Genomic DNA, 22,297 nt, shown 5'->3' on the forward strand with positions numbered 1-22,297 from the left:
TTTTTGCGTTATGAATCAAAAAGCTTTGTGAAAATTATGAAGCCTTGTTATTTCTATTATATAGAAGTTGTTATTTCACCATTGAGAAGGGGAAAATGAAAATTGATTCTCATTTTATATTAAGAATCGTTTTAAATCACCTGAAATGTATAAGCGAATATTCTTCCAGCCTTACTTAGACAGGGATATGGGTTATTCAATTCGATTGCAAATAACTGGAGAATTGGATTTAAATAAGCAGCAGTACATATATTTTGGCTAAAAAGAAATTTATTCAGAAACTGGTAACTAAAAAAGTGGGGAATACCGAAATAGAAGGGGGTCCTCATAAATGATAAAATACTTTGTGTCACAGCAAATAAAAATATTCTTCATCTTGTATGAGCGGTAATAAATCCAAGGTATAGCTGAACTTATAAGATAAATGAGATCGAAAATGAGCACTTCGAAATTTAGAAATAAAGAGTATGAGGAATCTCTTTATAGTTATTATGGACCGCTCGTGAGTTTGACACAATTAAATTAGCGCAGTATAATAATCCAGTAGAACGATATACTAAATAAAGTTAACTAATTAACTTTGGCATAAGTGTAAATTCAATACCTTTTGAATTCAGAAACTAATTGCTTTGAATAATTAGTAGAACGATATACCAAGGAATTAGTAGAACGATGTACTAACATGAACTTAAGATTAGTAGAACGATATACTAGTTATGCGAAAAGTTAGTAGAACGATATACTAACTGAAGTCGGTTAACCTAATGAAGTTTATTGTTTTTATTTAGTATTGTATTTATGGTATGGGGCAAGGGGGCAGCTTCTGAAAGGCTTAATAATCAAATTGCATTTCGATAACTTTTTTAATAGGGGTGTGTTTCATGAAAAATCCATTTATAAAAATGGCCACAGGTTTATATATTAGCTATTTTATTTTAGGTATGATCAATATTATCATCGGATCAAATATGGAGAATTTGTCCAATCAATTAAATACAAGTGCCTCAGGGATAAGTTACTTGGTTTCTGCTATAGGAATCGGTAAGTTAGTTTCCTTGTTTTTCGCCGGTAGACTGTCGGATAAATTAGGAAGGAAACCATTTGTTGTTTCAGCATCTTTTATCTACCTAATCTTCCTCATAGGTATACCTTTGGCTCCTAACTATACATTGGCATTTATATTTGCTGTATGTGCTGGTATTGCAAACTCATTTTTGGATGCTGGTACGTATCCAGCACTTATTGAGGCTTTTCAAAAGAAAGCTGGTTCCGCTACCGTATTAATAAAAGCGTTCGTTTCAGTCGGTGCCGCACTTCTTCCATTTATTATGGCGTTTTTTATAGCTAGAGATATGTTTTACGGGTATACATTCTTCTTAATGGCTGCTGTTTATCTTGTTAATGGATTTTTCCTGCTTAAGGTTTCATTCCCGGATCATAAAGCTCAAAGCCATACTGAAGATGATAAACAAGCTGTGCCGGTTCAACACCAATTCCTCTCAAAACCGAAGTTTGCCCAGGAGGGGGTGGCCGTCATACTATTAGGCTTCACATCAACTGCTTTATTCATGTTGGTTCAAGTCTGGCTCCCGAACTTTGGACAAGATGTATTGGGGTTAACCCAGGCTAAGGCTGTTCAATTGCTTAGTTACTATAGCATTGGCTCCCTTGTTTCTGTCATTTTACTAGCAGTTCTATTGAATAAAGTAATTAAGCCCATTACCGTCATGATTATCTATCCGATCATTGCAGCATTATCTTTATTGTCACTCATTTACATCCAACAACCATTTATGACTGTTTTGAGCGCTTTCTTCATTGGTCTTTCAACCGCAGGGGTGTTCCAATTAGCCATGACGATAATAACAGAATTCTTCCCAGCCAATAAAGGGACTATTACTTCATATGTAAACATTGCAGCTAGTTCAGCCTTTATCATCATACCTTTCGTTACAGGTATCATTTCTAAGAGCGCTGGTTTAACTGCAGTCTTCTTATTTGATGTGGCAATAGCGGTAGTTAGTATCTTATTGGCCGTATTTGTTGCCTATCGATATAAAAAGGTAATTAAGGTTTCCGATTAAACGGTCTAGCCGAACATCCGTGGGGCATGAATCTCCACTGATGATAATGATAAAAGGGGGAAAAAATCCATGCAAACAATCACAATCACAATCAAAGACGTAACGATCGGAGAAGGGGTACCAAAGATCATCGTTCCACTAATGGGGACAACTGAAGAAGAACTGCTTAAAGAAGTTGAAACGGTAAATGCGCTACAGCCGGATATCATTGAATGGCGAGTAGATGTCTATGAACAGGTTGAAAGCTTAGAAGCCGTTTCGGATATGATTTCTAAACTTAGAAGTGCTGTACCCAATACTTTGCTGCTTTTCACTTTTAGAAGCCATAAAGAAGGCGGGAACAAGGAAATCAGCGATGATTATTATTTCCAACTTCTTCATGCTGCAATTGGAACGAAGAATATTGATCTTGTCGATGTGGAGTTGTTTTATGAAGAATCATCAGTTAAGGAGACTGTAAAGGTAGCTGAGGAAAATGGCGTATACGTAGTGATGTGTAACCATGATTTCGATAAGACACCAGCAAAAGAAGAAATCATTTACCGATTGCGTAAGATGCAGGAACTTGGCGCCCATATTCCAAAAATCGCTGTAATGCCCCAAACTGTTGGTGACTTACTCATTTTATTAGATGCAACTTACACGATGAAAACAAAGTATGCCGATCGTCCATTCATTACGATGTCAATGTCGGGGACAGGCCTGGTCAGCCGATTATCAGGTGCGGTGTTTGGATCTGCTTGTACATTTGGTGCCGGAAAAGAAGCATCTGCCCCAGGACAAATTCCTGTTACTCAATTAAGAGATGTATTGGAGATCATTGATAAAAATATTTAACTCATAATTCCTTCCAAGAAGGAATTTATATAAAGTTTTAAAAATCAGGGGGAATAGAACATGGAAAATTTAGGACGAATTAATGGGAAAACAGAATTAGTAGGATTGCTGGCAACACCAATCGGACATTCTTTATCACCTGCTATGCATAATTTAGCTTTCGATAAATTAGGCTTGAATTGCGCCTATTTAGCATTTGAAGTTGGAAATGAACAGCTGGAAGATGCAGTCAAAGGGATGCGTGCATTAAATGTAAAAGGATTTAACGTCTCCATGCCTAATAAAATGAAAATCCTTCCATATCTTGACGAGTTGGCAGACAGTGCTAAATTTTCTGGTGCCGTTAATACAGTTGTCAATGTCGACGGAAAGTTCGTAGGGCACAGTACCGATGGAATGGGATATACTCGGAACCTAAAAGAACATGGTATAGATATTAAAGGCAAGAAAATGACACTTATCGGTTCAGGTGGGGCTGCTACTCCAATTGCCATTCAATCTGCGCTGGAGGGTGTGGCGGAAATCAGCATTTTTGCTCGTGATGATGCTTTCTTCCCGCAAGCAGAAGAGAATGTACGAATCATCAATGAAGATATGAAGCACTTAAATGTGAAAGCCAATGTATACCCTCTTGAAAATGTTGAACAATTAAAGGCTGAAGTCGCAACTAGTGATATTTTGGCAAATGGAACCGGCGTTGGCATGAAACCACTTGAAGGCTTAAGTGTCATTCAAGACGAATCAATGCTGCGTCCTGATTTAATCGTAACCGATGTTGTTTACATCCCACGTAAATCTAAACTAATGGAACAAGCTGAGGCTGCCGGTGCTACAGCTATTAATGGTCTAGGGATGATGCTTTGGCAAGGTGCATTGGCCTTTGAATTATGGACAGGTCAACAGATGCCTGTTGATTACATCAAAGAGCAATTGTTTGCAGAATAATATGATTCCACTCTGGAGATCATTCTCCATTTTATCGTAATAGAGGTTTTTTGATACTTGATGTGTATCATCGTTAAATGATTACATCAAATGAGTGCAGAAACCTCAGAGCTAAGAAATGCAGGGAGTGAAATCCTTTGTTTTTCTTAGCGTTTTTTTTTTTGAAAAGTGGTTTTCATTAAAATGGATAACATAAAGGGGAGGCTTTAACGTAATTACATTTTGCATTAAAGTGTTCTAGGGGAGAAACACAACGTGATTTATTATAGGGGTGTAATAATGAAAAATCAGTATTTTAAAGCGGCATCTGGCATGTATATTAACTATTTCCTGCTGGGGATGGTTAATATAATTCTCGCCTCAAACATGTCCTCTTTAACAGAACAATGGGATACGGATTCTACTGGCATCAGTTATCTAATTGCAGCAATAGGAATAGGCAGATTACTCACGTATGGTCTCTCGGGAGTATTATCAGATAAATTTGGAAGAAAGCCGTTGATCATTGTCTCTTCGGTTATAATGGGAGTTTTTTTAATTGGAATTCCATTTTCCCCCACATATGAAATGGCCTTTGTATTTGCTTTACTTGCGGGAATTTCCAACTCAGCCATGGATGCTGGTACATATCCGGCGCTAACTGAAATGTTTCCTGAATCTGCTGGTTCCGCCAGTGTTATGGTTAAAGCTTTTGGTTCACTTGGTGCAACCATCCTACCATTCATGATCTTGTTTCTTACTACGAACCAATTATTTTACGGGTTTGCATTTTTATTACCGGCTGTCATCTATTTCATGAATATGTTTTTTGTGTTGTCCGCTTCATTTCCAAAAAGCAAATCCGATGCTATCAGTAATGAGGAGGATTTGCATATGAACAGGTTCATAACTGAACCTAAATTCTGGAACGAAGGAGTCGCGCTAATCATAATTGGGTTTACATCAACTGCGTTATTTACAGTTTCGCAAATCTGGTTACCGAGTTTCGGCCAGGAAGTCGCAGGGATGTCATCTTCAAGTGCAATTAAATTATTGAGCTATTATAGTGTTGGATCACTTATTTCCGTCCTGCTATTATCCATCTTATTAAACAAATGGATTAAGCCAGTGACGGTGATATTGCTTTATCCAATGATTACTTTACTTACGGTAATCATCATATTAACGATTCATTCACCTATTGTCTTAAGTATAAGCTCTTTTTTCCTTGGAGCCTCGACAGCTGGGATATTTCAATTAACCATTGCAATAATGACTGAACTATTCTGGAGGAAAAAAGGAACTGTAACAGGGATCGTTGCGACGGCATCCAGTTTGGCGAGCGTCATTTTACCAATTGCAACGGGCTTGATTGCTAAGAGTGGGGACATATCGCATATATTTCTTTTTGATTGCTTTATTGCAACTATAGGAATCCTAGCGGCAGCTTTTGTTTATTATCGGTATAAAAAATTGACTCAGCACCAGACCATATTTAACCATGGCTAAAAAATATTGAAGGATTACTTAAAACTCCATCTTCTAGAACTAGGGTGGCGTTTTTTTTTGGACTAATGAATATTGGATATAGATGTATTGGAGTGAGTATTAATCGATGAGATACCCATGTTCCAAAAGCAAGGGGTGTAATAATGACAGTAACTATATTATTATTATAGTAAGAACATGATAATAATAAGTACATCAAAAAATACATTCAAGATGGTGATTGAACTATGAAACAATCCAAAAAAGGGCGGGTCACGCTGCAACAGGTTGCGAAACATGCTGGGGTATCTACATCCACTGCTTCCCTTATCGTTCGCAATAACCCTCGAATATCGGAAGCGACGCGAAAAAAGGTATTAAAATCCATGCATGAATTGGGTTATGTTTATGATAGAATTGCAGCAAACCTAAGGTCGCAGAGTTCCGATACTGTAGGAATCATTATTACCGACATATCAAATACCTTTTTTTCTGAATTCCTGATAGGCGTTCACGATGCATTGGATGAGGTCGGGTATACAGTGTTGCTAGGGACTACATTCGACTCGGTTGCCAAGCAAGACCATCTCCTTTCAACCATGATGGAACATAGGGTGGGAGGCCTGATTCTTTGTCCTGTCTCTGAAAGTTCACAAGATACAATTGAACGGTTAAATGAAATTGACACGCCGATGGTCCTTGCTGTCAGGGAACTGCCTGGAGTGAATAGTGACTATGTAGGCATAGACTATCCAGAAGGAGCAAGGATCGCTGTTGATCATCTCCTTGGAAAGGGGCATAAAAGAATTGCGCTCCTTGGTGGCATCAAGGAATCTTCTACTTGGATCGAGAGAATGGAGGGATACCGTGAAGCTCTTTCAAGAGCGGGATTGGAAGTGGATGAATCGTTGGTGATAGATAGTGCCCCTACACGGGAGGGAGGGCTGAAGGCTGTTTTGAAAGTACTTGAGAATCCTAATCCGCCTACCGCAATTTTTTGCTTTAGCGACTTAATTGCCTTCGGTGTTATGCAAGGATTAATGATGAAGGGATTTACCCCTGGAAAAGATATAGATATCGTAGGGTTCGATAACGTTCCAGTCGCAGAAATCTATCATCCTCCGCTAACGACCATTTCCTCATTCCCTAGACGTATTGGAAAAGAGGCAGCGAATCTTCTGTATCAGCAAATGGAGAAAATTGAACGTGAACAACAGCGAATCATATTGAATCCAGAACTGATTATTAGAGAGTCTTCCTAAAAAAGAAAAATAAAAAGGTGATAAGTATACAGGAGGCTAGTTATCCATACCGCTGTACCCTTTTCATCTTTTCTATTATTCTTTTATTGGGAACATTGATTATATAAAAAAAGGATGGTCTTACTTAAGCGGTTCATAAATATCCCAGGCTACTTTCAATGAATCGACTATAAAGTCTGCCACTTCATCAACATCAAGATCATTAGTATTCACTTTTGAATGATGATAGGAGTATATTTCTTGTCTGGTGTAAAAGAGTTCTTCGATTTCCTCAAGGGACCGACTTTGTAAAACAGGTCTACTATCAATAAGTAAGCCAATTCTTTCTTTCCAGTATTCCCAAGATAAGTCCAGATAAAAGACAATGCAATTGGATAAACAGATATTCCGTATATCCTCTTGTAAAAATGCCCCGCCTCCAACTGAAATGATTTTCAATTGTTGTTGACTAAAGCTTTCAATCACACTTTTTTCTTTTTCGCGAAAAGCTTTTTCCCCAAACTTCTTGAATATTTCTGTAGTGGGCATATTGAATTCCTTTTCAATTTCTTGATCTATATCAATAAAGTCCCTATATAATTTCCTTGCTACTTTCTGTCCGATCGTCGTCTTTCCTACCCCCATAAAGCCAATAAAAACGATACTTTGCATCCTCAAAGATGTGTTTTTATTAATCATTTATAAATCCCTCTCCCAACTATTTTTAAAATGATTAAAAGTCTCTCCTGAAATTTTTAAAATATATTTATTATAGTACAAGAAAGTAAAATTGTAAAAAAATTTTTTAATATTTGGACAATGAAATTCCGTGATTTAGCGGTTTATTTTTAATTCAATCTATCCGAAAGGAACAATCAATTTTTCAGTATTCGATTTATACATCTAATTATACGTTTCCTCATCATATATAAGGTTGTTATTGCCATTACCTATCAATTGCAAGTTTTATGGATTTTGCCAAAAGCATTACTAGGTAGAAGGGGAATGTTTGTCAAATGGGTCTTTGATTTAATAAAATGGATGGGATCAATGATTTTGTTGGATTATATATTTTAAGCGGAAGCCAAGGTATGGCTGGCGTATTTATTCCTCTATATAATTGATTAAATCATTTAACGAGGAAATGTATGAAATGTGTTGACTTTATTGTGGGAAGGGATTAATATAAATAAGCACCAACTAAGACAAACGAAAAACTTCATCGCTTTTGGCTGATTGCTGAAAGAAATAATAACTATTGACTTCTTACTGTGAAAATGATAAGATGAAATGGTCGCTGGAAAACACAGCGATTTAAAATAAGTTAAAAACTTCGCAGAAGTTGACAACTAATCAATAAGATGTTATGATGAATAAACAGCCGTTCGGAAGAACGATTGTGAAAATTGCTCTTTGAAAACTGAACAAAACAAAGCGCCAACGTTAAATTTTAAGTGAGCACACACTATCAAAAAAGCAAAATGAGCAAGTCAAACATTTCTTCGGAGAGTTTGATCCTGGCTCAGGACGAACGCTGGCGGCGTGCCTAATACATGCAAGTCGAGCGAATCGACGGGAGCTTGCTCCCTGAGATTAGCGGCGGACGGGTGAGTAACACGTGGGCAACCTGCCTATAAGACTGGGATAACTTCGGGAAACCGGAGCTAATACCGGATACGTTCTTTTCTCGCATGAGAGAAGATGGAAAGACGGTTTACGCTGTCACTTATAGATGGGCCCGCGGCGCATTAGCTAGTTGGTGAGGTAATGGCTCACCAAGGCGACGATGCGTAGCCGACCTGAGAGGGTGATCGGCCACACTGGGACTGAGACACGGCCCAGACTCCTACGGGAGGCAGCAGTAGGGAATCTTCCGCAATGGACGAAAGTCTGACGGAGCAACGCCGCGTGAACGAAGAAGGCCTTCGGGTCGTAAAGTTCTGTTGTTAGGGAAGAACAAGTACCAGAGTAACTGCTGGTACCTTGACGGTACCTAACCAGAAAGCCACGGCTAACTACGTGCCAGCAGCCGCGGTAATACGTAGGTGGCAAGCGTTGTCCGGAATTATTGGGCGTAAAGCGCGCGCAGGTGGTTCCTTAAGTCTGATGTGAAAGCCCACGGCTCAACCGTGGAGGGTCATTGGAAACTGGGGAACTTGAGTGCAGAAGAGGAAAGTGGAATTCCAAGTGTAGCGGTGAAATGCGTAGAGATTTGGAGGAACACCAGTGGCGAAGGCGACTTTCTGGTCTGTAACTGACACTGAGGCGCGAAAGCGTGGGGAGCAAACAGGATTAGATACCCTGGTAGTCCACGCCGTAAACGATGAGTGCTAAGTGTTAGAGGGTTTCCGCCCTTTAGTGCTGCAGCTAACGCATTAAGCACTCCGCCTGGGGAGTACGGCCGCAAGGCTGAAACTCAAAGGAATTGACGGGGGCCCGCACAAGCGGTGGAGCATGTGGTTTAATTCGAAGCAACGCGAAGAACCTTACCAGGTCTTGACATCCTCTGACAACCCTAGAGATAGGGCTTTCCCCTTCGGGGGACAGAGTGACAGGTGGTGCATGGTTGTCGTCAGCTCGTGTCGTGAGATGTTGGGTTAAGTCCCGCAACGAGCGCAACCCTTGATCTTAGTTGCCAGCATTCAGTTGGGCACTCTAAGGTGACTGCCGGTGACAAACCGGAGGAAGGTGGGGATGACGTCAAATCATCATGCCCCTTATGACCTGGGCTACACACGTGCTACAATGGATGGTACAAAGGGCTGCAAACCTGCGAAGGTAAGCGAATCCCATAAAGCCATTCTCAGTTCGGATTGTAGGCTGCAACTCGCCTACATGAAGCCGGAATCGCTAGTAATCGCGGATCAGCATGCCGCGGTGAATACGTTCCCGGGCCTTGTACACACCGCCCGTCACACCACGAGAGTTTGTAACACCCGAAGTCGGTGAGGTAACCTTTATGGAGCCAGCCGCCTAAGGTGGGACAGATGATTGGGGTGAAGTCGTAACAAGGTAGCCGTATCGGAAGGTGCGGCTGGATCACCTCCTTTCTAAGGATAATTACGAGAGCGCTTTTGTTTTGTTCAGTTTTGAATGAGTAATTCATTCAAATAAGAAAGACAAGCATCACGATGTGATGGATTCTTTCTGCTTTGTTCCTTGAAAACTAGATAATAGATAGAAGGCAATTAATTTTTTTCAAAGCATCTGTAAGATCTTTTTTAACGGTTAAGTTAGAAAGGGCGCACGGTGGATGCCTTGGCACTAGGAGCCGATGAAGGACGGGACTAACACCGATATGCTTCGGGGAGCTGTAAGTAAGCTTTGATCCGGAGATTTCCGAATGGGGAAACCCACTGTTCGTAATGGAACAGTATCTTTACCTGAATACATAGGGTACTGAAGGCAGACCCGGGGAACTGAAACATCTAAGTACCCGGAGGAAGAGAAAGCAAATGCGATTTCCTGAGTAGCGGCGAGCGAAACGGAATTAGCCCAAACCAAGAGGCTTGCCTCTTGGGGTTGTAGGACACTCAACATGGAGTTACAAAGGAACGGGGTAAATGAAGTGATCTGGAAAGGTCCGTCAAAGAAGGTAAAAACCCTGTAGTTGAAACTTCGTTCCCTCCTGAGTGGATCCTGAGTACGGCGGGACACGAGAAATCCCGTCGGAAGCAGGGAGGACCATCTCCCAAGGCTAAATACTCCCTAGTGACCGATAGTGAACCAGTACCGTGAGGGAAAGGTGAAAAGCACCCCGGAAGGGGAGTGAAATAGATCCTGAAACCGTGTGCCTACAAGTAGTCAAAGCCCGTTAATGGGTAATGGCGTGCCTTTTGTAGAATGAACCGGCGAGTTACGATTTCATGCGAGGTTAAGTTGATAAGACGGAGCCGCAGCGAAAGCGAGTCTGAATAGGGCGAATGAGTATGAGGTCGTAGACCCGAAACCAGGTGATCTACCCATGTCCAGGGTGAAGTTCAGGTAACACTGAATGGAGGCCCGAACCCACGCACGTTGAAAAGTGCGGGGATGAGGTGTGGGTAGCGGAGAAATTCCAATCGAACCTGGAGATAGCTGGTTCTCTCCGAAATAGCTTTAGGGCTAGCCTCAAGATGAGAGTATTGGAGGTAGAGCACTGATTGGACTAGGGGCCCCCAACGGGTTACCGAATTCAGTCAAACTCCGAATGCCAAATACTTATTCTTGGGAGTCAGACTGCGAGTGATAAGATCCGTAGTCGAAAGGGAAACAGCCCAGACCACCAGCTAAGGTCCCAAAGTATACGTTAAGTGGAAAAGGATGTGGAGTTGCTTAGACAACCAGGATGTTGGCTCAGAAGCAGCCACCATTTAAAGAGTGCGTAATAGCTCACTGGTCGAGTGACTCCGCGCCGAAAATGTACCGGGGCTAAACGTATCACCGAAGCTGTGGATTGACACCGTATGGTGTCGATGGTAGGAGAGCGTTCTAAGGGCGTTGAAGTCAGACCGGAAGGACTGGTGGAGCGCTTAGAAGTGAGAATGCCGGTATGAGTAGCGAAAGAAGGGTGAGAATCCCTTCCACCGAATGCCTAAGGTTTCCTGAGGAAGGCTCGTCCGCTCAGGGTTAGTCGGGACCTAAGCCGAGGCCGAAAGGCGTAGGCGATGGACAACAGGTTGATATTCCTGTACCACCTATACATCGTTTGAACGATGGGGGGACGCAGAAGGATAGGGTAAGCGCGCTGTTGGATATGCGCGTCCAAGCAGTTAGGCCGGAAACGAGGCAAATCCCGTTTCCATTAAGGCGGAGCTGTGATGGCGAGGGAAATATAGTACCGAAGTTCCTGATTCCACGCTGCCAAGAAAAGCCTCTAGTGAGATGTAAGGTGCCCGTACCGCAAACCGACACAGGTAGGCGAGGAGAGAATCCTAAGGTGTGCGAGAGAACTCTCGTTAAGGAACTCGGCAAAATGACCCCGTAACTTCGGGAGAAGGGGTGCTTTTTAGGGTGAATAGCCCAGAAAAGCCGCAGTGAATAGGCCCAGGCGACTGTTTAGCAAAAACACAGGTCTCTGCGAAGCCGCAAGGCGAAGTATAGGGGCTGACACCTGCCCGGTGCTGGAAGGTTAAGGGGAGAGGTTAGCGCAAGCGAAGCTTTGAACCGAAGCCCCAGTAAACGGCGGCCGTAACTATAACGGTCCTAAGGTAGCGAAATTCCTTGTCGGGTAAGTTCCGACCCGCACGAAAGGTGTAACGATCTGGGCACTGTCTCAACGAGAGACTCGGTGAAATTATAGTACCTGTGAAGATGCAGGTTACCCGCGACAGGACGGAAAGACCCCGTGGAGCTTTACTGCAGCCTGATATTGAATTTTGGTACAGCTTGTACAGGATAGGTAGGAGCCTGAGAAGCCGGAGCGCTAGCTTCGGTGGAGGCGTTGGTGGGATACTACCCTGGCTGTATTGAAATTCTAACCCGCGCCCCTTATCGGGGTGGGAGACAGTGTCAGGTGGGCAGTTTGACTGGGGCGGTCGCCTCCTAAAGAGTAACGGAGGCGCCCAAAGGTTCCCTCAGAATGGTTGGAAATCATTCGTAGAGTGTAAAGGCACAAGGGAGCTTGACTGCGAGACCTACAAGTCGAGCAGGGACGAAAGTCGGGCTTAGTGATCCGGTGGTTCCGCATGGAAGGGCCATCGCTCAACGGATAAAAGCTACCCCGGGGATAACAGGCTTATCTCCCCCAAGAGTCCACATCGACGGGGAGGTTTGGCACCTCGATGTCGGCTCATCGCATCCTGGGGCTGTAGTCGGTCCCAAGGGTTGGGCTGTTCGCCCATTAAAGCGGTACGCGAGCTGGGTTCAGAACGTCGTGAGACAGTTCGGTCCCTATCCGTCGCGGGCGCAGGAAATTTGAGAGGAGCTGTCCTTAGTACGAGAGGACCGGGATGGACGCACCGCTGGTGTACCAGTTGTCTTGCCAAAGGCATAGCTGGGTAGCTACGTGCGGACGGGATAAGTGCTGAAAGCATCTAAGCATGAAGCCCCCCTCAAGATGAGATTTCCCATGGCGCAAGCTAGTAAGATCCCTGAAAGATGATCAGGTTGATAGGTCAGAGGTGGAAGCGTGGCGACATGTGGAGCTGACTGATACTAATAGATCGAGGACTTAACCAACGCTTTAAAAAAATGAAATACCTTCTTATTATCTAGTTTTGAAGGAACAACGTTCCTTTTATGTTTGGTGGCGATAGCGAAGAGGTCACACCCGTTCCCATTCCGAACACGGCAGTTAAGCTCTTCAGCGCCGATGGTAGTTGGGGGTTTCCCCCTGTGAGAGTAGGACGCCGCCAAGCCATTTCAAAGACCAGCCAACCGGCTGGTCTTTTTTGTATTTCCATGTTATCGGTTTCAGGGAGAATTAACGCAAATTTGACCGTTCCAAAGTGAAATAAATCTACCTGCAGCTTATTTAATTCGAACTATCGTTATATCCTCTCGAATTCTTATATCAACGGTCTCACTTGAATTGACATAATTCATGAGAGCAATATACGAATATGTACCAATCATTGAGCAGAGGTTAATTTAATGAATCAGGCTATAGTAATTCAGAGGGGGAGACGGGGAGGATATTAAAGGGGATGTATAATTTATGAGTGTAGGTGCTCTTACGGAACACAGGGATTTCATACTCTGAGGAATTATGGATATTTCTATTATAATGTAATCGGTTTTATTGAAATATATTTTTGTCTTAACTTGTTCTTTTCATTATACTAGGAAGAATTTATTGTTGATGAAGAACTTATTATTAATAATAATGCAAGTTGGATACTAAAGAAGAAGACAGACAAAATAAAATTATGGAAGGGATCGATATTATGAGTAAAAAGAGTAAGGAAAAGTTTGAAGTTATCGAAGGCGAGTCGATCGATGCCTGTTTAGATCGAATTAAAGCGGCAGGGTACTTTCCTGTAAGGCGAATGGAAGAGCCTATCTTTGCCGAGAGAATCGAGAATGGCAAGGTCCATTATGTGCCAATTGATCGAAAAATTGTATTCGAAGCAAAATTAATCGAGTAAAACACGAACGATTAATTAATATCACGCAAAAATATTCGATATTAACTTGACATTAAATAGGCCGGAAGGTAAGATGAAGTTACATTAATACATCTCATATAATCATGGGGATATGGCCCAAAAGTTTCTACCTGATGACCGTAAATCATCGGACTATGAGAAAAGCATCTGACTATTTCGGAAACTAGCCAAGTCTTTTTGTACTTTTTCAAAAAGGGCTTTCTTTTCCGGACAGGTTGCTTTCTCGATGAGGAAGCAACCTGTCCGGTTTTTTAATTTACATGTGATAGATAATGATAAGCGTCCGTCTGCATACTCGGGACGCCATAATATGAGTGTTGGAGGGAAAGATTATATGAAACCGCAAGTTGGGGTTATTATGGGAAGTGTCTCGGATTGGGAAACGATGAAATACGCTTGTGAGTCATTGGAACAGCTTGAGATTCCCTATGAAAAAAGAGTCGTTTCCGCCCACCGGACGCCGGATTTACTATTTGAATATGCAGAGAGTGCAAAAGAGAGAGATATTAAAGTGATTATTGCCGGAGCAGGCGGGGCTGCACATCTTCCAGGTATGACCGCCGCTAAAACGATTGTCCCTGTGATAGGCGTACCAATACAGTCGAAGGCATTAAATGGGATGGATTCGTTATTATCGATTGTTCAAATGCCTGGTGGCGTACCGGTTGCAACGGTTGCGATCGGAAAAGCGGGCGCAGTCAATGCCGGTTTGTTTGCGGCTCAAATATTAGCAGCTTTTGATTCTGACATTGCTGATAGGTTAGAGGCTTTACGAGACGAAACCAGAGAAAAGGTGTTACAGAGCAGTGAACAACTTAAATAATACAGTCATTTTACCGGGACAGACCATTGGAATAATCGGCGGTGGGCAATTGGGCAGGATGATGGCCTTATCGGCTAAGGCATCGGGCTTTAAGATAGCGGTCCTTGAGCCGACTGCAGAAGGTCCATGTGCTCAAGTGGCGGATATAGAAATCACTGGTGCTTATGATGATATCGAAGCATTGAAAAGATTAGCTGAGGTCAGTGACGTCATAACATACGAGTTTGAAAATATCAGTTCGGAAGCCCTGGATTGGTTAAAGCAACATGCTTTTCTTCCGCAGGGCTCAGAATTATTAAAGCTGACACAGGATAGACTTACAGAAAAAAAAGCCATATCTGATGCAGGAGCTTCTGTTGCTCCATATCAGGAAATACAGGATATTTCAGAAATTCACCTTCATATAGAGAAATTAGGGTACCCTAGTGTGTTAAAAACGACGCGGGGCGGTTATGATGGAAAAGGGCAGTTGGTTATAAAGGAAGAAGCCGATATCAAGAAGGCTGATTCACTGCTCAAAACAGGTAAATGTGTGCTGGAAGCCTGGATTCCTTTCGTAAAAGAAATCTCCATTATCGTGACGCGTAAGGCAGATGGCGAGGCAAGTCATTTCCCGATTGCGGAAAACATTCATATTGAAAACATTCTTCATAAAAGTATTGTTCCTGCCCGTATTAGTCAACAAGCTGAACGGAAAGCTATTAATGAAGCTTTGCAGCTTGCAGAGAAACTTGATTTGGTGGGGACATTGGCAGTAGAGATGTTTTTAACCGCTCAGGATGAAATCATCATTAATGAATTAGCGCCAAGACCTCATAACTCAGGCCATTATACAATGGAAGCATGTGAGACTTCACAGTTCGAACAGCATATAAGGGCTGTCTGCAATTGGCCACTCGGAAATACAGCGTTATTGAAGCCTGTGGTAATGGTAAACATCCTTGGTGAACATATCGGACACTTAATGGATGAAATTCCGACGCTATCGGATTGGAAGGTTCACCTTTACGGTAAGAAAGAAGCCAAGCTTAAGCGGAAAATGGGCCATGTGAATATTTTACGTCCAACGATTGAGGAAGCTCTTTTGGAAAGTGATCGAAGCAAAATATGGAATCAACAGGTTGAAACGGAGGAAGTAAAATGATTGAACGTTATACCCGCCCAGAGATGGGAAACATTTGGACAGAAAAGAACCGCTTTAATGCGTGGTTGGAAGTTGAAATCTTAGCTTGTGAAGCATGGTCTGAACTAGGTGTCATTCCAAAAGAAGATGTGAAGCTTCTTCGTGAAAATGCTACATTCGATGTGGACCGTATCAATGAAATCGAAAAAGATACACGCCACGATGTTGTTGCTTTTACACGTGCGGTTTCTGAAACGTTGGGTGAAGAACGGAAATGGGTCCATTACGGACTGACTTCTACTGATGTGGTGGATACAGCTCTTTCATATGTGATAAAGCAAGCGAATGATATCCTTGCCAAGGATTTAAATAACTTCGTGGAGATCCTGAAAAATAAAGCGAAAGAACATAAATACACGGTTCAAATGGGACGTACACATGGAGTTCATGCGGAACCGACCACTTTTGGATTGAAACTGGCACTTTGGTATCAAGAAATGAAACGAAATGTCGAACGTTTTGAAGAAGCTAGAAAGAACATAGAGGTTGGGAAAATCTCTGGTGCTGTCGGAACTTATGCTAACATCGACCCGTTCGTTGAAAAATTCGTTTGTGAAAAGCTTGGCCTTGAAGCAGCGCCTATTTCAACACAAACATTGCAGCGCGATCGCCACGCACATTATATGAGCACATTGGCATTAATTGCGACATCAATTGAAAAGTTCGCAGTGGAAATTCGCGGCTTGCAAAAAAGTGAAACACGCGAAGTGGAAGAATTCTTTGCAAAAGGACAAAAGGGATCTTCGGCAATGCCTCATAAACGGAATCCAATCGGCTCAGAAAATATGACGGGTATGGCTCGTGTAATCCGCGGTTACATGATGACAGCATATGAGAATGTACCATTATGGCATGAACGTGACATTTCTCATTCTTCTGCTGAGCGCATCATCTTGCCGGATGCAACGATCGCATTAAACTACATGCTGAACCGTTTCAGCAACATAGTTAAGAACTTGACCGTTTATCCAGAAAATATGAAACGAAATATGGACCGTACGCTGGGATTGATTTTCTCACAACGTGTGCTGCTTTCCCTTATCGATAAAGGACTTGTCCGTGAAGAAGCTTATGATACGGTTCAGCCGAAAGCGATGGAAGCGTGGGAGCTTCAGGTTCCATTCAGAAGCCTGATCGAAAAGGATGATAAAATCACAAGCTTGCTTACGAAAGAAGAACTTGATGATTGTTTCGATCCTACACATCACTTGAAAAATGTTGATGTAATCTTTGATCGTTTAGGTTTATAAAAGTGAAGGCGGCAAACATGGCACCTCTAAACGGTGATATGTTTGCCAAGCCTGATCATTGGCAGGAAGATTCATAATATTCACAATGTGGGGGTCTGGACAGATGGAAAAACGAGAATTGTTGTATGAAGGAAAAGCGAAACAGATTTTTGCAACGGACAACAGTGAAATAGTATGGGTGGAATATAAGGATTCGGCAACAGCGTTTAATGGTGAGAAGAAGTCAGAGATTGCCGGAAAAGGTAAGTTGAATAATCAAATTACTTGCTTATTATTTTCAAAGCTTGCCCAGGAAAATATCCCGTCCCATTTTATTGAAAAGCTTTCCGACAGGGAGCAGCTAGTCAAGAGGGTATCCATCATTCCGCTTGAAGTCGTTGTCAGAAATACGGCTGCCGGCAGTTTTTCTAAAAGGACTGGCATTGAAGAAGGCCAGCCGCTCAAGAAAACGCTGATTGAGTTTTACTATAAAGACGACGAGCTCGGCGATCCTCTGTTAACGGAAGACCATATTGAAGAATTGGAACTTGCAAGCAAGGAAGATGTAGCCATTTTAAAAGAAAAGGCACAAGAAATCAGTATCGTCTTAACTTCCTTCTTTAAAGAATTGGACATTAAATTGATTGATTTTAAATTAGAGTTCGGTAAAACCCCGAATGGAGACATTCTGCTGGCAGATGAAATTTCACCTGATACCTGCCGATTATGGGATATTAACACGAACGAAAAGTTAGACAAAGATGTATTCCGCCGTAATTTAGGCAGTTTAACAGATGCTTACGAAAAAATACTAGCAAAGTTGGAGGGCACTCAACATGTATAAGGTTAAAGTATATATCACACTACGCGAAAGTGTACTAGATCCACAGGGAGCAGCAGTGCAACAATCACTTCATAGTTTGACTTATAACGAAGTTAGTGATGTTCGAGTGGGGAAATACATTGAACTTACAATTAAGGATACGGATCGTGATTTAGATCAACTTGTGAAAGAAATGTGTGAAAAACTATTGGCCAATACGGTAATTGAAGCTTACCGTTATGATGTTGAGGAGGTTATCACCCAATGAAATTTGCTGTCATAGTTTTCCCTGGTTCCAATTGTGATGTCGATATGTACCATGCGATAAAGGATGCACTGGGGGAAGAAGTGGAGTATGTTTGGCACTCTACAGACAATCTAGATCAGTATGATGGGATTCTCCTTCCTGGAGGTTTCTCTTATGGAGACTATTTACGCTCTGGAGCAATTGCACGATTTTCGAATGTAATGGCCGAAGTCGTAAAAGCGGCACAAGCAGGAAAGCCTGTATTGGGTGTCTGCAATGGTTTTCAGATTTTACTTGAAGCAGGACTTTTACCTGGAGCGATGCGCCGTAATGAAGGCTTGAAATTCATTTGCCGCAATGTAGGATTGAAAGTTGAAAATAATCAATCGATGTTCACGACAGGATATGAATTAAATGAAACGATTACGATTCCAGTTGCCCATGGTGAAGGGAATTACTACTGTGATAATGAGACATTGGCTGAATTAAAACAAAACAACCGCATCTTGTTCACATATGATGGTGAAAATCCAAACGGAAGCTTGGAACAAATAGCGGGAATTACAAATGAACAAGGAAACGTCCTCGGAATGATGCCTCATCCCGAACGTGCTGTTGATTCGCTGCTTGGCAGTAAAGACGGCTTAAAGATTTTTCAATCCATCGTAAAAAACTGGAGGGAATCACATGTTATTACAGCTTGAACCAAGTCCGGAAAAAATTAAATCGGATCGATTGTACGCCACTATGGGACTATCCGATGATGAATTTGCAATGGTGGAAAAAATCTTAGGCAGACTGCCGAATTATACGGAAACTGGATTATTTTCGGTAATGTGGTCAGAGCATTGTTCCTACAAAAATTCAAAACCCATCTTAAGGAAGTTCCCGATTACAGGGGAGAAAGTGCTACAAGGTCCTGGTGAAGGAGCAGGTATCGTTGATATCGGTGACGATCAGGCTGTCGTTTTTAAAATAGAAAGTCATAACCACCCATCGGCAATTGAACCTTATCAAGGTGCTGCTACTGGTGTCGGCGGTATTATCCGTGATGTTTTCTCCATGGGTGCCCGTCCGATTGCGATGCTGAACTCGCTTCGCTTCGGTGAGTTAGACAATGATCGTGTGAAATATTTATTTAAAGAAGTGGTTGCAGGGATTGCAGGATATGGGAACTGTATCGGAATTCCAACTGTCGGCGGAGAAATTCAATTTGATCCATCGTATGAAGGAAATCCTCTGGTCAATGCAATGTGTGTCGGTTTGATCGATCATAAGGACATTAAAAAAGGCCAAGCGCATGGAGTGGGCAACACAGTGATGTATGTGGGTGCCAAAACTGGACGTGATGGTATTCATGGAGCAACATTTGCATCTGAAGAGCTATCAGAGTCTTCAGAAGAAAAACGGCCTGCCGTACAAGTAGGCGATCCATTCATGGAGAAACTGCTTTTGGAAGCATGCCTTGAATTGATTCAAAATGATGCCCTTGTTGGTATTCAGGATATGGGAGCAGCGGGTCTTACAAGTTCATCTGCCGAAATGGCGAGCAAAGCTGGCTCAGGAATAAAAATGAACCTTGATTTAGTACCGCAGCGTGAAACGGGAATGACAGCATATGAAATGATGCTTTCTGAATCACAAGAGCGAATGCTGATCGTTGTAACTAAAGGACGCGAACAGGAAATCGTTGACTTGTTTACGAAATATGACCTAGAAGCGGTTGCTGTTGGAGAAGTAACGGATGATAAAAATCTAACACTTTCCCATCAAGGTGAAATCGTTGCTGAGGTTCCGGTTGATGCATTGGCTGAAGAAGCTCCGATTTATCACAAGCCATCTGCAGAACCGCAATATTTCCGTGACTTCCAAAGCATGGCGGCAGAAGTGCCAGTCATTGAAGATTATAAAGATACATTGGTATCACTATTGAAGCAACCGACAATTTCGAGTAAGGAATGGGTCTACGACCAATATGATTACATGGTCCGCACGAATACAGTCGTCGCACCTGGGTCTGATGCAGCGGTAGTGCGTGTACGGGGTACAAATAAGGCCCTTGCCATGACGACGGATTGCAACTCCCGCTTTATTTATTTAGATCCTGAAACAGGTGGCAAAATCGCAGTGGCTGAAGCTGCCCGTAACATCATTTGCTCGGGTGCGGAACCTTTAGCGATTACGGATTGCTTGAATTTCGGGAATCCAGAAAAACCTGAAATATTTTGGCAATTGGAAAAAGCGGCAGACGGTATGAGTGAAGCTTGCAGAAGTTTAAGTACTCCTGTAATTGGCGGAAATGTCTCCCTTTACAATGAAACGAATGGTGAAGCGATTTATCCGACACCAGTAGTTGGGATGGTTGGTCTTGTCAGTGACCTTCAGCACATCACTACCCAAACATTTAAAAATGAATCCGATTTGATATATGTGGTCGGCGAAGCGAAAGTTGAATTTGGCGGCAGTGAATTACAGAAAATGCTAGAGGGTAAAATCTTTGGACGCGCTCCGGAACTTGATTTGGCCGTTGAACAAAAACGTCAGCAGCAAATCCTCACTGCAATCCAAAAAGGACTTGTTGCATCAGCCCATGACCTTTCGGAAGGCGGTTTGGCAGTGGCTTTAGCTGAATCTTTATTCGGGGCTAGCAAGCTTGGGGCAAAAGTAAATTTAGCGGGCGAACCGGTATCAGAATTATTCAGTGAAACGCAATCTCGATTCCTACTATCCATCAAGCCTGAAAACAAAACGGCATTCGAAGCGCTAGTTGAAGATGCGATATGCATTGGCTCAGTAACGGGAGATAATAAATTAGTCGTGGCAACAGACAGTGATAGCAAAGTATTGGAAGCGGACGTTGAAGATTTACAAACAGCTTGGAAGGGAGCCATACCATGCTTGCTGAAATAAGAAGCCTAAACGAAGAGTGTGGTGTTGTTGGAGTCTGGGGACATCCCGATGCAGCACAGCTGGCTTACTACGGTTTGCATAGCTTACAGCATCGTGGTCAAGAGGGAGCTGGCATCGTCGTGACGGACGGTGAGCAGATGTCCATCTCCAAGGGTGAAGGTCTAGTCACAGAGATATTCACGGCCGAAAAAATGCAGGCACTTTCAGGTACCGGAAAAGCGGCAATCGGCCATGTCCGTTATACAACGGCAGGCGGCGGCGGGTATCAAAATGTTCAGCCTTTCTTGTTTAATTCACATACAGGAGGGCTGGCCCTTGCTCATAATGGGAATATCGTCAATGCCCATCAGTTAAAAGCACAGCTTGAAGGACAGGGAAGCATTTTTCAAACGACATCTGATACGGAAGTTCTGGCCCATCTGATTAAACGCTCCGGCTACTCGGATGTCAGAGATTCCGTGAAGAATAGTTTAAGCATGTTGAAGGGAGCCTATGCCTTTGTCATCATGACAGAAAACCAAATGATCATGGCAAGAGATCCACATGGCTTCCGTCCACTTTCCTTGGGTAAAATAGGCGATGCATATTTCGCTGCATCCGAAACATGTGCACTTGATATTGTAGGTGCAGAATTCATCCGCGATATTGAGCCGGGTGAACTGGTTGTCATTAATGATGAGGGAATCACATCCGAATACTTTTCGCTTTCCAGTCAACAGGCAATGTGCACGATGGAGTACGTGTATTTTTCCCGTCCGGATAGCAACATTGATGGTATCAATGTTCATACGGCACGAAAAAACCTTGGCAAGCAAATGGCACTGGAAACCAAAATTGAAGCCGATGTAGTTACAGGTGTACCTGATTCCAGCATTTCGGCAGCGATTGGCTATGCTGAAGCTGCAGGCATTCCCTATGAAATGGGTTTAATAAAAAATCGGTATGTTGGACGGACGTTCATTCAGCCATCACAAAGTCTGCGTGAACAAGGCGTGAAGATGAAACTATCACCTGTAAGAGGGGTAGTCGAAGGTAAGCGGGTCATAATGGTTGATGATTCAATCGTCCGTGGGACAACGAGCAGAAGGATTGTCCGCATGTTAAAAGATGCCGGAGCGAAAGAAGTGCATGTAGTAATCAGCTCACCACCGATCAAGAATCCGTGTTTTTATGGTATAGACACGTCTAAAAAGGAAGAACTGATTGCGAGCTCTAAATCGGTGGAGGAAATAAGGGAAATCATCGGTGCTGATTCCTTAACTTTTTTAAGTGTCGAAGGTATGGTCGAAGCAATTGGACGACCGTTTCCTGGAGAAACGCGCGGTTCATGCCTAGCTTGTTTCACCGGAAATTATCCGACTGAAATTTTTGAATACGAACGAGAAAAAACAAAATGTTAATCAAGTCGGCAATGATGATT

Annotated in this window: 15 protein-coding genes, 3 rRNA genes and 1 riboswitch; of the genes, 17 read left to right on the forward strand and 1 reads right to left on the reverse strand. The window is 42.6% G+C overall.

Annotated features, from left to right (window positions below; genetic code table 11):
• The first annotated feature begins 881 nt into the window (after nt 1-881).
• The 5 genes from NYE63_RS02295 to NYE63_RS02315 all read left to right on the forward strand — a co-directional run bounded on the left by NYE63_RS02295 (nt 882) and on the right by NYE63_RS02315 (nt 6,595).
• Entirely contained in the window at nt 882-2,084 is a 1,203-nt protein-coding gene (locus NYE63_RS02295) for an MFS transporter (protein ID WP_342603921.1), read from the forward strand.
• Between the two features lie 69 nt (nt 2,085-2,153).
• Nucleotides 2,154-2,921 (forward strand): type I 3-dehydroquinate dehydratase, encoded by a 768-nt coding sequence (gene aroD, locus NYE63_RS02300; RefSeq protein ID WP_342603922.1) that lies wholly within the window; start codon nt 2,154-2,156, stop codon nt 2,919-2,921.
• A gap of 60 nt (nt 2,922-2,981) precedes the next feature.
• Nucleotides 2,982-3,866, forward strand: coding sequence for a shikimate dehydrogenase (locus tag NYE63_RS02305; protein WP_342603923.1), 885 nt, complete (start codon nt 2,982-2,984; stop codon nt 3,864-3,866).
• Nucleotides 3,867-4,145: 279 nt separating this feature from the next.
• Nucleotides 4,146-5,354, forward strand: a complete 1,209-nt coding sequence (locus NYE63_RS02310; RefSeq protein WP_342603924.1) for an MFS transporter — start codon at nt 4,146-4,148, stop codon at nt 5,352-5,354.
• A gap of 227 nt (nt 5,355-5,581) precedes the next feature.
• A complete protein-coding gene (locus NYE63_RS02315) occupies nt 5,582-6,595 on the forward strand; it encodes a LacI family DNA-binding transcriptional regulator (protein WP_342603925.1) in 1,014 nt (337 codons plus the stop codon).
• A 120-nt stretch (nt 6,596-6,715) separates the two neighbouring features.
• On the opposite strand, the gene NYE63_RS02320 is transcribed toward NYE63_RS02315, so the two are convergent.
• Nucleotides 6,716-7,273 (reverse strand): shikimate kinase, encoded by a 558-nt coding sequence (locus NYE63_RS02320; protein ID WP_230304103.1) that lies wholly within the window; start codon nt 7,271-7,273, stop codon nt 6,716-6,718.
• An 800-nt stretch (nt 7,274-8,073) separates the two neighbouring features.
• Here NYE63_RS02320 and NYE63_RS02325 point away from each other — a divergent pair.
• The 12 genes from NYE63_RS02325 to purF all read left to right on the forward strand — a co-directional run bounded on the left by NYE63_RS02325 (nt 8,074) and on the right by purF (nt 22,277).
• Nucleotides 8,074-9,624 (forward strand): 16S ribosomal RNA (locus tag NYE63_RS02325).
• Between the two features lie 176 nt (nt 9,625-9,800).
• Nucleotides 9,801-12,733: ribosomal RNA gene (locus NYE63_RS02330) — 23S ribosomal RNA — on the forward strand.
• A gap of 63 nt (nt 12,734-12,796) precedes the next feature.
• Nucleotides 12,797-12,912: ribosomal RNA gene (rrf, locus tag NYE63_RS02335) — 5S ribosomal RNA — on the forward strand.
• Together the 16S, 23S and 5S rRNA genes form the textbook arrangement of a ribosomal RNA operon.
• Nucleotides 12,913-13,440: 528 nt before the next feature.
• A complete protein-coding gene (locus tag NYE63_RS02340; RefSeq protein ID WP_342603926.1) occupies nt 13,441-13,641 on the forward strand; it encodes an NETI motif-containing protein in 201 nt (66 codons plus the stop codon).
• A gap of 74 nt (nt 13,642-13,715) precedes the next feature.
• A riboswitch (purine riboswitch) is annotated at nt 13,716-13,817 on the forward strand.
• Between the two features lie 179 nt (nt 13,818-13,996).
• Nucleotides 13,997-14,485, forward strand: a complete 489-nt coding sequence (gene purE, locus NYE63_RS02345) for a 5-(carboxyamino)imidazole ribonucleotide mutase (RefSeq protein ID WP_063235771.1) — start codon at nt 13,997-13,999, stop codon at nt 14,483-14,485.
• Nucleotides 14,469-15,629, forward strand: coding sequence for a 5-(carboxyamino)imidazole ribonucleotide synthase (gene purK, locus NYE63_RS02350; RefSeq protein ID WP_342603927.1), 1,161 nt, complete (start codon nt 14,469-14,471; stop codon nt 15,627-15,629). The genes purE and purK overlap by 17 nt, the downstream gene beginning before the upstream one ends.
• Nucleotides 15,626-16,918 carry an adenylosuccinate lyase gene (purB, locus tag NYE63_RS02355; RefSeq protein WP_342603928.1) on the forward strand — a complete coding sequence of 431 codons (1,293 nt, stop codon included), beginning with the start codon at nt 15,626-15,628 and terminating at the stop codon, nt 16,916-16,918. The genes purK and purB overlap by 4 nt, the downstream gene beginning before the upstream one ends.
• A 103-nt stretch (nt 16,919-17,021) precedes the next feature.
• On the forward strand, nt 17,022-17,741 hold the full coding sequence (gene purC / locus NYE63_RS02360; RefSeq protein WP_342603929.1) for a phosphoribosylaminoimidazolesuccinocarboxamide synthase: 720 nt from the start codon (nt 17,022-17,024) through the stop codon (nt 17,739-17,741).
• Entirely contained in the window at nt 17,734-17,988 is a 255-nt protein-coding gene (purS, locus tag NYE63_RS02365) for a phosphoribosylformylglycinamidine synthase subunit PurS (RefSeq protein WP_034306118.1), read from the forward strand. Before purC ends, purS begins: the two co-directional genes overlap by 8 nt.
• Nucleotides 17,985-18,671: a phosphoribosylformylglycinamidine synthase subunit PurQ gene (gene purQ, locus NYE63_RS02370; RefSeq protein ID WP_137018223.1), complete on the forward strand. Its 687-nt coding sequence runs from the start codon at nt 17,985-17,987 to the stop codon at nt 18,669-18,671. Before purS ends, purQ begins: the two co-directional genes overlap by 4 nt.
• A complete protein-coding gene (purL, locus tag NYE63_RS02375) occupies nt 18,655-20,877 on the forward strand; it encodes a phosphoribosylformylglycinamidine synthase subunit PurL (RefSeq protein WP_342603930.1) in 2,223 nt (740 codons plus the stop codon). The genes purQ and purL overlap by 17 nt, the downstream gene beginning before the upstream one ends.
• Nucleotides 20,862-22,277, forward strand: coding sequence for an amidophosphoribosyltransferase (gene purF, locus NYE63_RS02380; protein WP_192207627.1), 1,416 nt, complete (start codon nt 20,862-20,864; stop codon nt 22,275-22,277). The genes purL and purF overlap by 16 nt, the downstream gene beginning before the upstream one ends.
• Nucleotides 22,278-22,297: the final 20 nt, after the last annotated feature.

The sequence above is a fragment of the Peribacillus sp. FSL E2-0159 genome (assembly GCF_038643155.1).
GTDB classification, from domain to species: domain Bacteria; phylum Bacillota; class Bacilli; order Bacillales; family DSM-1321; genus Peribacillus; species Peribacillus simplex.

Bases quoted from the DNA above. Each gene is read 5' to 3' on its own strand.
- NYE63_RS02295 (WP_342603921.1), top strand. From the start codon at position 882: ATGAAAAATCCATTTATAAAAATGGCCACAGGTTTATATATTAGCTAT.
- aroD (WP_342603922.1), top strand. From the start codon at position 2,154: ATGCAAACAATCACAATCACAATCAAAGACGTAACGATCGGAGAAGGG.
- NYE63_RS02305 (WP_342603923.1), top strand. From the start codon at position 2,982: ATGGAAAATTTAGGACGAATTAATGGGAAAACAGAATTAGTAGGATTG.
- NYE63_RS02310 (WP_342603924.1), top strand. From the start codon at position 4,146: ATGAAAAATCAGTATTTTAAAGCGGCATCTGGCATGTATATTAACTAT.
- NYE63_RS02315 (WP_342603925.1), top strand. From the start codon at position 5,582: ATGAAACAATCCAAAAAAGGGCGGGTCACGCTGCAACAGGTTGCGAAA.
- NYE63_RS02320 (WP_230304103.1), bottom strand. From the start codon at position 7,273: ATGATTAATAAAAACACATCTTTGAGGATGCAAAGTATCGTTTTTATT.
- NYE63_RS02340 (WP_342603926.1), top strand. From the start codon at position 13,441: ATGAGTAAAAAGAGTAAGGAAAAGTTTGAAGTTATCGAAGGCGAGTCG.
- purE (WP_063235771.1), top strand. From the start codon at position 13,997: ATGAAACCGCAAGTTGGGGTTATTATGGGAAGTGTCTCGGATTGGGAA.
- purB (WP_342603928.1), top strand. From the start codon at position 15,626: ATGATTGAACGTTATACCCGCCCAGAGATGGGAAACATTTGGACAGAA.
- purC (WP_342603929.1), top strand. From the start codon at position 17,022: ATGGAAAAACGAGAATTGTTGTATGAAGGAAAAGCGAAACAGATTTTT.
- purS (WP_034306118.1), top strand. From the start codon at position 17,734: ATGTATAAGGTTAAAGTATATATCACACTACGCGAAAGTGTACTAGAT.
- purQ (WP_137018223.1), top strand. From the start codon at position 17,985: ATGAAATTTGCTGTCATAGTTTTCCCTGGTTCCAATTGTGATGTCGAT.
- purL (WP_342603930.1), top strand. From the start codon at position 18,655: ATGTTATTACAGCTTGAACCAAGTCCGGAAAAAATTAAATCGGATCGA.
- purF (WP_192207627.1), top strand. From the start codon at position 20,862: ATGCTTGCTGAAATAAGAAGCCTAAACGAAGAGTGTGGTGTTGTTGGA.